At 42.5% G+C, this 13,002-nt stretch carries 21 protein-coding genes; 10 read left to right on the top strand and 11 right to left on the bottom strand.

Translation table 11 applies throughout. The features are described 5' to 3' along the window. Window positions 1-12 precede the first annotated feature (12 nt). Both Q0389_RS10955 and Q0389_RS10950 read left to right on the top strand, forming a co-directional pair. The gene (locus Q0389_RS10955; RefSeq protein ID WP_298694125.1) at window positions 13-321 is read left to right on the top strand and encodes a tetratricopeptide repeat protein; all 309 of its coding nucleotides are present in this window, start codon (window positions 13-15) and stop codon (window positions 319-321) included. A gap of 77 nt (window positions 322-398) precedes the next feature. Continuing rightward, entirely contained in the window at window positions 399-1,241 is an 843-nt protein-coding gene (locus Q0389_RS10950; protein WP_298694124.1) for a peptidylprolyl isomerase, read from the top strand. 23 nt (window positions 1,242-1,264) lie between these two features. On the opposite strand, the gene Q0389_RS10945 is transcribed toward Q0389_RS10950, so the two are convergent. The 5 genes from Q0389_RS10945 to Q0389_RS10925 all read right to left on the bottom strand — a co-directional run bounded on the left by Q0389_RS10945 (window position 1,265) and on the right by Q0389_RS10925 (window position 5,762). Continuing rightward, on the bottom strand, window positions 1,265-1,618 hold the full coding sequence (locus Q0389_RS10945; protein ID WP_298694123.1) for a DUF1641 domain-containing protein: 354 nt from the start codon (window positions 1,616-1,618) through the stop codon (window positions 1,265-1,267). 10 nt (window positions 1,619-1,628) lie between these two features. After that, window positions 1,629-2,819: an FAD/NAD(P)-binding oxidoreductase gene (locus Q0389_RS10940; RefSeq protein WP_298694122.1), complete on the bottom strand. Its 1,191-nt coding sequence runs from the start codon at window positions 2,817-2,819 to the stop codon at window positions 1,629-1,631. Window positions 2,820-2,911: 92 nt separating this feature from the next. Then, window positions 2,912-3,595, bottom strand: coding sequence for a response regulator transcription factor (locus Q0389_RS10935; RefSeq protein ID WP_298694121.1), 684 nt, complete (start codon window positions 3,593-3,595; stop codon window positions 2,912-2,914). A gap of 9 nt (window positions 3,596-3,604) precedes the next feature. Continuing rightward, the gene (locus Q0389_RS10930; protein ID WP_298694120.1) at window positions 3,605-5,074 is read right to left on the bottom strand and encodes an ATP-binding protein; all 1,470 of its coding nucleotides are present in this window, start codon (window positions 5,072-5,074) and stop codon (window positions 3,605-3,607) included. Between the two features lies 1 nt (window position 5,075). Further along, on the bottom strand, window positions 5,076-5,762 hold the full coding sequence (locus Q0389_RS10925) for a MerR family transcriptional regulator (RefSeq protein ID WP_298694119.1): 687 nt from the start codon (window positions 5,760-5,762) through the stop codon (window positions 5,076-5,078). Between the two features lie 89 nt (window positions 5,763-5,851). On the opposite strand from Q0389_RS10925, the gene Q0389_RS10920 reads away from it, so the two are divergent. Together Q0389_RS10920 and Q0389_RS10915 are read left to right on the top strand one after the other, a co-directional pair. After that, window positions 5,852-6,658, top strand: a complete 807-nt coding sequence (locus tag Q0389_RS10920) for a peptide deformylase (protein ID WP_298694117.1) — start codon at window positions 5,852-5,854, stop codon at window positions 6,656-6,658. Between the two features lie 29 nt (window positions 6,659-6,687). Continuing rightward, window positions 6,688-7,218 carry a carboxymuconolactone decarboxylase family protein gene (locus Q0389_RS10915; RefSeq protein WP_298694116.1) on the top strand — a complete coding sequence of 177 codons (531 nt, stop codon included), beginning with the start codon at window positions 6,688-6,690 and terminating at the stop codon, window positions 7,216-7,218. A gap of 2 nt (window positions 7,219-7,220) precedes the next feature. On the opposite strand, the gene Q0389_RS10910 is transcribed toward Q0389_RS10915, so the two are convergent. From Q0389_RS10910 to Q0389_RS10885, 6 genes are all read right to left on the bottom strand, one after another. After that, entirely contained in the window at window positions 7,221-7,559 is a 339-nt protein-coding gene (locus Q0389_RS10910) for a hypothetical protein (protein WP_298694115.1), read from the bottom strand. 3 nt (window positions 7,560-7,562) lie between these two features. Further along, window positions 7,563-7,961 (bottom strand): 4Fe-4S dicluster domain-containing protein, encoded by a 399-nt coding sequence (locus Q0389_RS10905; protein ID WP_298694114.1) that lies wholly within the window; start codon window positions 7,959-7,961, stop codon window positions 7,563-7,565. Between the two features lie 4 nt (window positions 7,962-7,965). Next, window positions 7,966-8,343 (bottom strand): NifB/NifX family molybdenum-iron cluster-binding protein, encoded by a 378-nt coding sequence (locus Q0389_RS10900; RefSeq protein ID WP_298694112.1) that lies wholly within the window; start codon window positions 8,341-8,343, stop codon window positions 7,966-7,968. A 13-nt stretch (window positions 8,344-8,356) separates the two neighbouring features. Beyond that, entirely contained in the window at window positions 8,357-8,731 is a 375-nt protein-coding gene (locus Q0389_RS10895) for a 4Fe-4S dicluster domain-containing protein (RefSeq protein ID WP_298694111.1), read from the bottom strand. Window positions 8,732-8,734: 3 nt separating this feature from the next. Next, the gene (locus Q0389_RS10890; protein WP_298694110.1) at window positions 8,735-9,187 is read right to left on the bottom strand and encodes a TOBE domain-containing protein; all 453 of its coding nucleotides are present in this window, start codon (window positions 9,185-9,187) and stop codon (window positions 8,735-8,737) included. Window positions 9,188-9,294: 107 nt separating this feature from the next. Beyond that, window positions 9,295-10,197, bottom strand: a complete 903-nt coding sequence (locus tag Q0389_RS10885) for a NifU family protein (protein WP_298694108.1) — start codon at window positions 10,195-10,197, stop codon at window positions 9,295-9,297. A 110-nt stretch (window positions 10,198-10,307) separates the two neighbouring features. Between Q0389_RS10885 and Q0389_RS10880 the strand changes: the two genes are divergently transcribed. From Q0389_RS10880 to Q0389_RS10855, 6 genes are all read left to right on the top strand, one after another. Beyond that, window positions 10,308-10,703, top strand: coding sequence for a NifB/NifX family molybdenum-iron cluster-binding protein (locus tag Q0389_RS10880; RefSeq protein WP_298694106.1), 396 nt, complete (start codon window positions 10,308-10,310; stop codon window positions 10,701-10,703). Then, on the top strand, window positions 10,696-10,926 hold the full coding sequence (locus Q0389_RS10875; protein WP_298694105.1) for a hypothetical protein: 231 nt from the start codon (window positions 10,696-10,698) through the stop codon (window positions 10,924-10,926). Before Q0389_RS10880 ends, Q0389_RS10875 begins: the two co-directional genes overlap by 8 nt. Continuing rightward, on the top strand, window positions 10,923-11,525 hold the full coding sequence (locus tag Q0389_RS10870) for a hypothetical protein (RefSeq protein WP_298694104.1): 603 nt from the start codon (window positions 10,923-10,925) through the stop codon (window positions 11,523-11,525). The genes Q0389_RS10875 and Q0389_RS10870 overlap by 4 nt, the downstream gene beginning before the upstream one ends. Before the next feature lie 16 nt (window positions 11,526-11,541). Continuing rightward, a complete protein-coding gene (locus Q0389_RS10865) occupies window positions 11,542-12,027 on the top strand; it encodes a hypothetical protein (protein ID WP_298694103.1) in 486 nt (161 codons plus the stop codon). Then, complete coding sequence (locus Q0389_RS10860) at window positions 12,024-12,251, top strand: hypothetical protein (RefSeq protein ID WP_298694102.1); 228 nt, start codon at window positions 12,024-12,026, stop codon at window positions 12,249-12,251. The genes Q0389_RS10865 and Q0389_RS10860 overlap by 4 nt, the downstream gene beginning before the upstream one ends. A 71-nt stretch (window positions 12,252-12,322) precedes the next feature. After that, window positions 12,323-13,002, top strand: a 680-nt coding sequence (locus Q0389_RS10855; protein ID WP_298694100.1) for a hypothetical protein, incomplete at its 3' end; no start/stop codon positions are given.

The raw sequence follows: 13,002 nt of genomic DNA, 5'->3' as shown, positions 1-13,002 counted from the left end.
AAGGATTATATTATGAAACCGTCATTTAAACTTTTGTCATCGCTCATGATTATGGGCGCCGTATCTTCGTGTTTTGCCGATACCTATCAAGAAGCGCAAAACGCCCTGACAAACCACAACTATGAAAAAGCGCTTCAGTACTTTACCCAATCGTGCGACAACGGCGATTCCAAAGGGTGCTTCAGTCTCGGAAATATGTATGAAAAAGGGGAAGGAGTCGGTCAAAACAAATACCAAGCCGTCGCACTTTATACCCAGGCATGCCGTGCTGGGAATCCATTGGGTTGCAGCAATATGGCACTTAGCTACGACACCCCGTGAATTTTGTAATCGTTTAGATTGAAGTATCGAAAATCAAAACATTCTATTTTCCCGAAAGGGAAAAAGCGAGGAAAACTGTGAAACGATTTTTTTCTACTATGGCAATGGGACTTATGATCAACGGAACCGTTTTATCCGCAGAGCCCATCGTTATAGTAAACGGAGAGACTATCAGCTCCGAAGATGTGGATAGTGTTTTGACCGAAGGGACGCAGGGGCATTTCGACTCTCTTCCGGTCGATAAACAAAACGAACTGCGCCAACGTATCATCGAAGGGCTTATTACCCAAAAATTAATCTTTGACGACGCCCAAAAAACAGGTTTACTGGATTCAAAAGAGTATAAAGAAGAATTTCAGACGTTGGTTCGAACGTTAAAAGTCCAGCTCGCCGCAAAAGTATGGGAACAACAACAATTCGATGCGGTCAAAATCGATCCCAAAGAGATAAAACAATATTTCGATCTAAATCCCGACGAATTTATCGATAAAGAGAAAATTCATGCCCGCCATATTTTGCTGAAAAATAAAGAAGAAGCCAAAGCTATTATAGAAAGTATGAAAAAACTGACCGGCGAAAAATTAAAACGGGAATTTATCACTCAGGCCAAACTCAAATCGATCGCTCCCAGCGCAAACAAGGGAGGCGATTTAGGCTACTTTAGTCGCGGACAGATGGTCGCCTCTTTCAACGACGCCGCCTTTTCCATGAAGGTCGGAACCATCTCCGACGCTCCGGTACAAAGCCGGTACGGATACCATATTATTTATATCGAAGATCGCAAAGCCGCCAAAAAACTGGGATATAACACTGCCAAAAATTTTATTGAAGAACGGTTGAAAATGGACAAGTTTAAAAATATTATGGATAAAAAAATGGCTTCATTGCGAGAAAAAGCAAAAATCACTTATACCAAATAATCTTTTCCCCTTTCGGGGAAAGCCTATAATTGTTTACCAATTCCTTTAGTCAGATTTAGCATAAATGCCAATCCTTGACGAACTTCTTCATCTTTCATTAGTTTCAAAAGACCAAATAAAGAAGGTGTACTGTTTTTTGCTGTTTCACGTTTAGCAAAACGAACAGCATTTTCCGTAATAAATCCAACTGCCGCAAGATTATCCACAGTATTAACCATTTTTTCTATCATAGGTTGTGTTGTCATCTCAATATTATCTGAAAGAACAGCCAATAGATCGATCAAATTATCGATACGCCCGGTTTGTACCAACATAGTCATTTTATCTTCTAGCAACTGCATCTCCGCAGTTTTTGCAACGTGTATTGTGTCACTCATGAATTTTCTCCTATAACATGCCGCGTGCAGCAGCCCAATATAAACCTTTATTAAAACCTAATCGCATAAAACTCCCCAACTTACTGCATGGTGTCGGCTTGACATCTTCTGCATAGTCATACCACAATGGCATACCGCACGTTAATCCCATTTGTGCAACAGCAATTACTTTTCCGTCATACGATTCAGTCGGATATCCATAACGCAATTCCGCAGCAATATTATCAGCAACAACATCTGTCTGATTGTGTATCGTTCCACCGGCTTTAGAAACCGGTAAATCAACCGTATCACCTAGCGTATATACGTTTTTCAATCCGATAACTTTCAACGTTTTTTTATCTGTCGGCAACCATCCCTCATTATCCAACGCTTTTGAAAGCCCTGAATCACGAATCACCTTAGCAGCTTTAAATGGAGGAGTTGACATCAAAATATCAAAAGAGATTGATTCTCCTTCCTCTGAATACGCAATTTTACTTTCCGGATCTACTTTAGCGAGGGTAAACCCGGTTTGGTGCCTGACGTTGATACTATCAAAAACACTCGGTAGGACTTTGGAAGTCGGTGATTGTAAAAACAATCCATTTTCGACGGCCTGTGCTTTCGTCGGATACGTGTAGACAATCTCAATATTTTCCCGTACTCCGCGTTCCGTTAAATAATCATGTAACATCATCGTCGTCTCTACAGGGGCGATTCCGCATTGATGGGGAATATTTGGGGTTTTGGGAAAGTTAACAGTAACGAGAATTTTCCCACTCTTTATTTTTGCAAATTTTTCTGCAATCTTTTTAGCACCTTCATAGGTATAAAACCAATCTCCACCTTCAACTAAACCCGGTATGCGTTCTGCAGCAACTTCACATCCCGTAGCCAATATCAGAAAATCATAATCATACTTTTTGCCGCTCTTTCCTTTAACATAATTCGCTTTCGTATTAATTTCAACCGCAGGATCGACAAAAAAATCGATCTCTGGCATTAATAAAGAACGCTGATCACGTATAAATTCATGCCCTGCAGCTTTTTGAAACGCTACATACATTGCACCTGGACGATAATAATGATTTTTGGAGTCGGATATCATCACCAGTTCCACTTCATCACGCTCTATTTCAGGCATTAATTTTTTAGCAAGATTATTTGCCGTCATTGTTCCAGCTGTACCGCCGCCAACGATGAGAATTTTCTTCTTCATGCTGTACTCCAGTGTTATAATTTTTGAACATTGGACGATAACAAAGAAGAATAGGGAAAGGATAAAAAAAGAATAAGGTTATAATAAGAGACTTAGGAAATGGAAAGACGATATCCCAATCCTTTAAAATTTTCTATCAATTCCGGATATGTTTTTTTTCGTAAAGCAACCACTACCATCCTAATCGCATCCGGAGTTGCACTGCCATCCCATATTGATTTTTCGATCTGATCAAAACTAATAACACCGTAACGATTTTTTAGCAATAGCTCAAGAAACTGCAACTCTTTTTTAGTCAATTTGATTGCTTTTCCATTGTGATGCAGCATCATTTCATGCGGATGATAAAAAAAGCCTCTTCCCATATCGCACATATTTGACACACTATTCTCTTCTGGGAAATGAGAAGCCACTGCAACTAAGAACTCATCAATATCAATCGGTTTTTTTAGATAAAAATGGACACCGGCCTCAACCGCTCTGTTAAGATATGGATTGGTATTAAATGCCGTCATAACAATACGAAGTGTATCGTTAGAGAGAGTAGCTATTTTCTCTAAAAACGTCAATCCATCCACTTCAGGCATTTGAATATCAGCCACAACAATATTCGATGGAGACTCAATGAATTGTTCAAGTGCTTCCATCGCATCCGACGCACTGCGAACTTCTTTAAAATAGAGTTGTAATACGCGGACAAGCCATTTACGCGTACTTGACTCATCTTCTACTATCAATATGCTTAAGCCTTGAAGCCGCGAATGTATCGTTTGCATTGATTAAGTCTATTCCTTTGATTGCAATAAAATAGTAAACTCAGCACCATGTTTTTGATTTGTTACCGTAAGTCTACCTTTCATATGATGTTCAATAATGATTTTTGACATATATAATCCTATACCACTCCCATTTTCACGTGTACTAAAATATGGATCAAATATCCGTTCCATATTTGACTCGTCAATACCCCCTCCATTATCCTCTATTGAAACAATGATGTTGCGATGATCTTTTTTTAGCCTGATATGAATAGCACCGTCTTGACGGTTGCTTCGCATAATTGCAGTCATCGCATTGTGTACAATATTTAAAATAACTTGCCGAAACTCATTAGGAAGCCCAAAAACGGAAATGTCCATTTTGTTTTCAAAATATATTTGAATCTCGATAGCGCTTGATTTAAGTTGCAAATAAATCAAACGTACAGCATCATCGATTGCACTTAAGACATTAAATTCTTCTTTTTGTTTTGACGGTCTGAAAAAAGTACTAAAATCATCGATAGTCTGAGACATATAACTGAGTTTATCCATCATTTCTGTTTCAATTTCTTTTAGAAACTCTTGTTTAAGCCCTTGTTTCGAAGTGATATGACGCATGCCTTGTACAATGATACCTAATGTATTCAGAGGTTGACGCCATTGATGTGCAATCGAATCGATCATCTCTCCCATAGCTGCAAGACGAGATTGATGACACATTACTTCGTACTGTTCTGTTCTCTTCGCAACTTCAGTTTCGACCTGACGTTTTAGTTCCTCTTGGTAACGAACATCTTGGGTAATATCCGAAGTAATCATCAAAATTTCATTACGGCTTTTCAGATAACTTAACGACATACTGGCATTAAGATTCTCTCCAGATTTAGTGACACACACTTTACGAAAATTCTGAATACTTCCATTTTTAATCGCATGTTCGACAGCTAGTTTTGATGCATCGGCATATTCAGAAGAAGAGAGGGAAATACATGAGTGGTACTTCAATTCCTCCATGGTATACCCCATCATTTTTTGAAAAAAACGGTTAGCATACAAAAACATCCCATTATGATCTAAAATAGATATCCCATTTGCCGCTAGATCAAAAACTGCTTGCAGCTCTTCTTTTTTGGAAAGAAGGTCATTCTGGCTCTCTTGAAGCTTGGTTTCGACACCAATAAAACGTGTTACATCTACAAGATATAAAAAATGATACAGAGGGTCATTCGTTACTTTAGCGTAAACATCAAAACGATTCTTTTTCCAACTAATTGTTGTCACAGAAATCGTTTTAGATAATATTTCTTCAATTTGAGACACTATCGCTTCATTAAACAACGATAATAGAGTGATTCCAAATATCGTATCTGTTAATTCATAATCCGCGAGAATGTCGCCATATGCTTCACAGACAACGTTATTGTTATCAATGACAAAAACAATCGTATTAGGAGGGGCAAATGCGCATTCAGGAAACAACCGTCGCATCTGCATGTTATAATTTTTTCTCGTCTATCTCGTTTTGAAGAACCTTGAGCATCTCTTGATGGGTATAACGGCTAAAGAGATAAGGTTTGGCATTGAAAAGCATTTCAAACATGATTTTCCATAAAGTAGAAAAATTTTCGTCTGTCCGCTTTTTGCACAGCTGCGTCTGAATATCATGTTCGAGCTGTGCCAGTTCGCGTGCATGAACGACGTATCGGCGCAGCTGGGTATAATCGACTCCCACTTCGATGAAATCTTCGACAAGACGTATGATCGAAGATTCTTTTTCCGTAAAATCATTCATTCCCGTAGGGACGAGAAACCCGTCTTCGAGGAGCTGATCCAGCAATGTTGTATCCACGTCGAAATGCTCAGCGAATTCCTCTTTCGTAAAACGGCGCGCTTCTTCGGGAACGGCACTGAGCGTCTGCATCAGCGGTGCAAGCATCGCAAACGAACTCGAAAACGACTGATTTTTATGTTTAAGAATACTGCGGATCTGTTCTATGGAGCTTCCCATCTCCATCTGCATATATTTGATGTATTTGAGAAGCTCGACATGTTCGTCATTGTATCGGTGAACATTCGATTTAAGCTTATGCGCTTCGGGTAAAAGCCCCTCTTTGATGTAATACAATATTGTCGATTTCGGGATATGCGTCAATGCGACCAGCTCCGATATCTTATACTCCATAGCCCCTCTTTTTAATACCTGTCTAAGAATGATACCCTATAATACAAAACGTAAAGTTAAACTTAACGTTTTTAAATCAAGGTCACCGTATGATCCAACCCTTACTCAAATATCCCGATTCCCGAATCCGTTTGATCTCGGCAAACGTCCGTTTTTTCAACGACGAATTGCACGAATGGATTACCGACATCATCGATACGATGAAAGCAAACGATCTCGACGCGCTCAGTGCGATTATGATCGGTATCCAGTATAACATTATCGTGATTAAAAACGCGGATACTTATACCCCTTACGTCAATGCGCGTCTGATTAAATGTTCGGGTAATTCTACCCAGACCGAGCGAAGCATCTATTACGACGCGATCAGCGTCGATGTCGATCGTTATGAAAACGTCACCGTGATCTACGAAGACGAAAACGGCGAATCGCACCATTGCGACCTTGCCGGAGAAGCGGCCCGCACGTTCCAGCACCAGCTCGATTACTCTTTCGGAAGCACTTTTGTCGACCGTGTCGACAAAGAGATGAAACAGCGGATCAACGATCATCTGGAATTCGGGCTGATCGCCAACGGAAGCGCCTGCCCGATGGTCTTCGTCCGCGACTATTTCAAACGGGGAGCCAAATACGTTATGGGGCTGATCTTGGCGAGTTTTATCCTACCGTTTTTCGTCTCACCCGAAATTCGTACCATGACGTATACAGCGGACATTTATCTTCTGCTTGCGGTTCCGGTGTTGATGGTTGCCTATTTTTTCTATGCCCTGTACGAGTCCAGACTCTATAAGCAGTGTACCAGCTGCCAAATCGGCAATATCATCGGTACGACGGCGATCATGAGTGTACAGCTCATTATCGTCGCTCTCGGCGTCTTTTTCTGGGTTAAACCCTGAAATTCAATCAATAACGAAAGGAATATCACATGGCACACATTCAACTTCCCGAATTTGAGGATATGACCCCCGCAATTCAGGAAAAGGCACGCCCGATTCTCGAAAAGACAGGAAAACTCGGCGAAATCTTCAAACTTCTCGCACTCGATGAAAAACTTTATTTTGCAACGGATGGAATGATCCAACGCTTTTTGCTGGATGAAACGGAACTCTCTTATGAGATCAAAGAATCGATCGCACTGCTGATCTCCAAAGAAAACGGCTGTAAAATGTGCGTCGACGTCCACAAAGGAATTGCCAAGATGCTCGGTTTGTCCGAAAAACGGATTGAAGAAGTTTTAAACGGTGTCGAAGCGATCGAAACGTCCGAAAAAGAGAAAGCCCTGCTTACGTTTTGTATCAAAGCTTCAAAAAAAGAGAATTACAAGATTCTAAAAGAAGAGATCGATGCCCTTAAAGCACTGGGATATACCGATATCCAAATAGTGGAAGCGGTAGCGATCACAGGGTATTTCAATTATATCAATACACTGTCGAACGTTTTTGCTTTGGGAGAATAAATTCAGGAGAGTTGAGCGATTAGCAGCGAAGCGCGGACGGAAGCTTTAAACGTCTTCATCCGTTCTTGCGTGATGATGACCATCGCCATCTCTCGCTCTTTTTTAATCTGTGCATATAATGCCGCGCTCGGCGCCTGACGACACTTCGCAATCAGTTCATGAACCCCTTCGTCGAATATTTCGCTTTCATACGGTTCCAGAGCATCATAAAGACTCATAAAAACAGCCCGCTTTTCATCGTCCATTTTACACGAATCATCGGTAATTTTGAGAGCAACCGTCACCGCACAATCGCGCCCGAACGTATCAAGACCGGCAGCAACTTTTGCGATGGCACTCACCGATCACCCTACTTCTTGAAGTTCTTCAGGCTCTTCTTGAACCAATTCGCCTACACCCCGTTTTTCAAGAGGGATATCGGCACGGAATTTTTTCTCTTTGTACGCCGGAGATTTCACTACGCCGTCTTTGGAGACACCGAGTTTGTAAATCTCTTCATTTTTGAAGTATTCGTCAAACTCTTTGGTAAAAGGCATATCCCATGTAATACACCCGATACTCGGGCAAATCGCCGCACATTGCGGGTCATCATATATATCGACACACTCGACGCATTTGTCCGGCTGGACATAGTACTGTTTTTTTCCGGTCGGGTTGTTCATATCGTCTACAATCGCATTGACAGGGCATTGTTGCAAACACGCATCACATGTAATACAGGTATCATTGATAATTACTGACATAATTTTATTCCTTATCTTTGGATGTATGGACAATACGTTGCAGCCACGGCGGCGGATTGCCCAGTAACAGCTCTTGGAGTTTGACGATCGTCTCATCGATTCGATCGTTTTCCCCCGAGCGCATCGGATATATTTTGGCGGCCAACACCATTTTAGAAGCGGTCGGCCCGATTTGGGAGCAGTACATGATGTCTGCCTCTTTTACCGTACTGATTTTATACGCCAGCTTTTCGTGTTCGTCTTCGATCTCGTCTTTTGAACTGTCCAGCGTTTTGACGTACTCTGCACGCTCGTGGGTAATGCGATAAAGCTCGAAGCTTTTCGACCACCCGAAATGCTGATTGACCGTTACACCGTCCGATGAAGCAAACGCGATAAGCACGACGTATCCTTTATTAGACCGCTACCGCTTCGCGCGCTTCGCGCGCAGCGATAGAGATATCTTCACGGAAAGTTTGCGGTGCAACTTCCGGAGTCAATACACCCCGTTTTTTGCTTGAACCGATAACATACTCCGAACTGTTCATATAATAGTCGTTGTACTCTGCAGTGTACGGCATATCCCATACGATACATCCTTCAGTAGGACACTCGGCGGCACAGGCAGGTGTTTCGGCATGACCGACACACTCGATACATTTTTCCGGTTTTACATACGTATATTCCCAATCCTCACGCGGTGAATCGCCTTCGCTAGCAATAGCTCCGACAGGACATACTTCGACACACGCGTCACAGTTAATACATAAATCGTTAATAAGAACAGCCATTTTTTACTCCTTCGTGGCTTGATATATTTTGTCTTTGCAATTTTCGTACGAGACCGTATCCAATAGCGGAGTCAGTTTGATATCTACCGCTTTTAACAACAAAGTGACGTTGCACCCTTCGCAAAGTTCCATACGGTTGAACGCATCGGTTGTGATCAGGGAGTTAAGCTTTCCGCACGGAGTCTCGACACTCACTTCGCTTAGAACCATCCCCTTACGAAAATGTTGCAATTCACCGGAGATATGGTTCTCGATGGAAACACTCTCGTCTTTATCCCCTTTGTAAAGCGCTATCGCCGCTTCCTGAACACGACATTCCACTTCATCCCCAATACGCAGCCATTTGGGAACTTCGGTTTTCAGCAATTTCAAATCCGTTCCGTTAACACGAACCGTAATACAGCTGAAAAACTCATCGCTTCGGATATCTTCTACTTTTGCAATCAATTTATTCATGTCAGTTCCTTCCATGATATAAACGCCGATGGAATAAAATCCCATTCGGCTACGCTAACACTGAGTTTTCTTCGGCAGAAAGCCCATGGGTTATGCACTGTTTCCTCCTACCAGAGATAAATCACAATCTTTTTATCGATAACATTTTCAAACTGTTCCAAAATCATCCCTGCGGTCGAGGTAGGTCCGAGATGACATCCCGAACAGGCTCCCAGATAACGGAGCCAGATTTCTGGAGTGTCTCCGCTGACATAATTGACCAACTCCACTCCGCCGCCGTCACTGGCTAGGATCGGCGCAAGATTTTCGCTGATAACCATCTCTACTTTGGCCCGTTGTGACGATTCATCCATCATCCGAAATGCGACATTTATGTCGGATGCTTCTACTTGATTACTCACATAGGTTAAAAGCGATTGCGCTTGAGACTCTCCCGCGTGCGCCGCTTTGATCATCCATTTCATCGAATTCAGGATATCCTCATTGCGAAGTAAAATCGCCAGTTTAAGTTGTGCCGTGGCCATATCGGCTTCTGCCGCAACCGTATAATACTGAATCGATTTTTGCGCATCGGGAGAAGTTCCGATTCCGTTTTCGTACATTCCCCCGAGATAAAATGCGGCGACTTCGTGCCCCTGGGATGCGGCACGGTCAAAGAGCGTAAAAGCTTCATGGATGTTTTTAGCGACTCCGAACCCTTTGACATACATGGTTCCCAGATTCACCATCGCATCGGTATTCGTGTTCGACAACGATTCCCAAATCGCTTTCGCTTTTAAAAAATCTTTTGCATCGTATGCCGCAATCGCTTGCTCCATCAATGATTCTGCTTCCATCTTTTCCCCTTTTATCCGCTGTAGATAGCGATCGAGGTTTCGTTTCATATCGTCCATCGCCTCTTCATACGTATCACCGTATCCTTTGACATCGGGGTATTCACAGCTATAAATCTCATAACCATCCCCCTCTTCATTACTAAAATAATGATAATGGGTATGTAACTCTTCCATCGTACACTTCTTTTTAATACAGTTCGGTGCAATTGCCGTTCTAATTGAGTGAACGAAATATGCATAGACAGAATTTAATGACCAAAAACATAGTTTATAAGGAGGAGATAATGATCGCGATTCCTGTCGAATCAAATGCGGATGAAACAATGAGTACCAAACTCTTCGGCAATGCCAAATTCTTTGCTCTGGTTGATCCATCCACGCGTGCACACACAATCGTCCCGAACGAAGGTTGCGGAAACGGCATCAAAACTGCCAATTTTCTGCTGGAAAACGGAGCTTCATCAGCCCTATACGGATTTTTAGGCGACGGACCGTTTCACGTTATGGTGCGCGGCGGAATGGATGTCTATTGGCTCGGTAAAGAGACCATGCCTTTAAGCGATGCTATCGAAACGGCTCTTTCCGAGAGTCTCGTTCACGTCACTCCCTCTAATGCCAAAGAGTATCTGGATCCGGGAACCAATGCCGGAGCTTGCGAATGCGGGTGCAGCCATGACTGAGATTATTACCTCCGAAATGGAAGAGATCCGCAGACTTATCGTCGAAACGGTCGCCAAACGCAATGCATTAAAACTGGCCATGCAAGAATGGTACGAAAACAATTCGGGAAAACGATTCGGTCAAATGACCGATTTGATTACGGTCGATTCGACCCTTTCTGAATTGGACAGCCATTACAAACGGCTATGGGATTATCACAACAGCAAATCAAGAGCTTCATGAATAACGCGTATGCCAAGTCGGCGCGCTTGCTCGAAGACATTACCGAAATCGAGCAGTATCGCCGTATTCTAGACAAAGATACTGTTAAGAGCGGAGAACCCCACTGGGCCAGCATGGGTAAAAATACCATAACGCTGTTTCAGGTGCTGATCGATCAGGATCTGACTCATCTGGTCATGGTTTTACGCCATTATCCCAAATATATCGAAGCGGTGTGTGAACATTTTCGCTATGCCTACAGTTACAGCGAAAACAGTGCCAATATCGATGCGGCATCCAAACTGCTGGAGATGGGTGAACCCTATTTCACTAAACAGTTTGTCCGCAATGTCATCCGAAAACTCCCGCGCATCACGGGTGATGACCGTGAAGAGTTGCAGCAGTTTATCGATACGCTTAATGAGACCCGGCACCGTTGGCACCCGATCGTGACAATGCATTATCGCAATCAATGCAAACGAAAAATCAACGAAATGGCACTCCATCCTCTGCAGAGGATCGTGCTCGAAAAAAAATTGGCTATGATTCCTGAAATGATCACGTATGATTACGAAGCATCCGATAGAGATTCCAATCTCGATATACCCTATATGAATTAACCGAAGGAGCCGATTTATGAATGAAAACCTACGAAGCGAAGTACTCAAACATGCCCGTGTGGCGTTTGAACGCGCCTGTTCTTTACGGGAGGATGAGCGTATCGAAGTGTATTTGCATGAAGACAAAGTCAAAACGTCCGACGTATTGAGCGAAGAAGACAATATCGTCTACGGCCCGAACCGTATTTTGTGTTATCAGGTATGGGGACACGACTACCTCGAAGAGGAGATCCGTGCATGGATCGATCATGCACGTTTAGAGATCGATCCCAAACCGTTGGAAGAGAGTATCATCGAGGTATTGAACACAATCGCCGCTTCCAAAAATGTCAGCGCCGACGAGATCAGTTCATACGAAGTTTTTGCCAACCTCCGCATGGAACAAATCGAGCAGATCGAACATGCGATTATCGAATACTGGTGGGACAACAAAGAGGTTGAAAATGCCAAATCGCTGGCTCTCGAACAGATCAATGAAGCATTAAAGAGTATGGAAGGATGATCCTTACTCTGCGCTCTTCGGCGGATACCGTACACATCGACATAACCGTAGAACACTTCAAACGGCTGCGCGATCCGCACATCAGCGAAGCAGAAATTTCCAAAATTGCCACTGCATGCAACTGCGATGCCGCATTGTTAAAAGAGTATACAGACGATCTCAAACGCGCTATGAGAGAGACGATAGAACTTGACGGATCGTGTGATTATTCCGACCATCTTTAACTATTCTTCAATAATTTTCTTAATAATAAGTGATATAATTCAAAATTAATTCAATTATTAGGAATTTTTTTATGTTATCAAAACTTGCATTTAACATGACAAAAGTAGGACTCTTTGCATTTATGCTTGGAGGATGTACGACGATTACACCGCATGAATCTCTCAAAAATGCCCTCAATAAAACGTTTGACTCGACAGGGTACAACTATACATCCTCAACACGCATCAGCAAAATTGTTTTTCCTAAAGATGAGACCGACAGTACATCTGAAGAAGAACAAACGGCTACAGAAAAACGTTCAGCACTTTACCTGCAAAAAGGACTTGCGGTGCTTCGCGGATTCTCATTTGGGCTCAACGGTGCCGTCGATTATACCGATAGCATCAAATCGGAAGCAACCTATGATTTTCACTACAATCGTGACAATGTCGAAGCTTCTATAAAACTCCCGTTCTTGTTTGATTACTCCACAAAAACACTTTATATGGGAAAAACATTTTTAAATACCATCTTTCCTGTGAAAGAAGCGGATGAGGGGAAACTGATACGCTTTGATCTCAACGACACGCTGATCAGCACCCTCATAGGGGAAGAGTCAATGAAACAATTTGACGAGTCCAAAGCACGCAGTCTCAATAAAGCGATGAAAGAGGGGACGCTCAAAGCGTTTAGCGATATTAACGGAACCTATTTTCATTCCGTCCCTCTGACGCCTGATGAGAAACGGATGGGCAGCGTCCAAAAAGTACA

It is taken from the genome of uncultured Sulfuricurvum sp. (genome assembly GCF_937936435.1).
Taxonomy (GTDB): domain Bacteria; phylum Campylobacterota; class Campylobacteria; order Campylobacterales; family Sulfurimonadaceae; genus Sulfuricurvum.
This window is presented reverse-complemented; position numbering and strand designations above follow the sequence as displayed.

Coding starts and splice junctions, on each gene's coding strand:
- Q0389_RS10945 (WP_298694123.1), bottom strand. CDS start 1,618: ATGAGTGACACAATACACGTTGCAAAAACTGCGGAGATGCAGTTGCTA.
- Q0389_RS10905 (WP_298694114.1), bottom strand. CDS start 7,961: ATGTCAGTAATTATCAATGATACCTGTATTACATGTGATGCGTGTTTG.
- Q0389_RS10935 (WP_298694121.1), bottom strand. CDS start 3,595: ATGCAAACGATACATTCGCGGCTTCAAGGCTTAAGCATATTGATAGTA.
- Q0389_RS10860 (WP_298694102.1), top strand. CDS start 12,024: ATGATCCTTACTCTGCGCTCTTCGGCGGATACCGTACACATCGACATA.
- Q0389_RS10955 (WP_298694125.1), top strand. CDS start 13: ATGAAACCGTCATTTAAACTTTTGTCATCGCTCATGATTATGGGCGCC.
- Q0389_RS10880 (WP_298694106.1), top strand. CDS start 10,308: ATGATCGCGATTCCTGTCGAATCAAATGCGGATGAAACAATGAGTACC.
- Q0389_RS10940 (WP_298694122.1), bottom strand. CDS start 2,819: ATGAAGAAGAAAATTCTCATCGTTGGCGGCGGTACAGCTGGAACAATG.
- Q0389_RS10885 (WP_298694108.1), bottom strand. CDS start 10,197: ATGGAAGAGTTACATACCCATTATCATTATTTTAGTAATGAAGAGGGG.
- Q0389_RS10890 (WP_298694110.1), bottom strand. CDS start 9,187: ATGAATAAATTGATTGCAAAAGTAGAAGATATCCGAAGCGATGAGTTT.
- Q0389_RS10875 (WP_298694105.1), top strand. CDS start 10,696: ATGACTGAGATTATTACCTCCGAAATGGAAGAGATCCGCAGACTTATC.
- Q0389_RS10870 (WP_298694104.1), top strand. CDS start 10,923: ATGAATAACGCGTATGCCAAGTCGGCGCGCTTGCTCGAAGACATTACC.
- Q0389_RS10930 (WP_298694120.1), bottom strand. CDS start 5,074: ATGCAGATGCGACGGTTGTTTCCTGAATGCGCATTTGCCCCTCCTAAT.
- Q0389_RS10920 (WP_298694117.1), top strand. CDS start 5,852: ATGATCCAACCCTTACTCAAATATCCCGATTCCCGAATCCGTTTGATC.
- Q0389_RS10865 (WP_298694103.1), top strand. CDS start 11,542: ATGAATGAAAACCTACGAAGCGAAGTACTCAAACATGCCCGTGTGGCG.
- Q0389_RS10925 (WP_298694119.1), bottom strand. CDS start 5,762: ATGGAGTATAAGATATCGGAGCTGGTCGCATTGACGCATATCCCGAAA.
- Q0389_RS10895 (WP_298694111.1), bottom strand. CDS start 8,731: ATGGCTGTTCTTATTAACGATTTATGTATTAACTGTGACGCGTGTGTC.
- Q0389_RS10915 (WP_298694116.1), top strand. CDS start 6,688: ATGGCACACATTCAACTTCCCGAATTTGAGGATATGACCCCCGCAATT.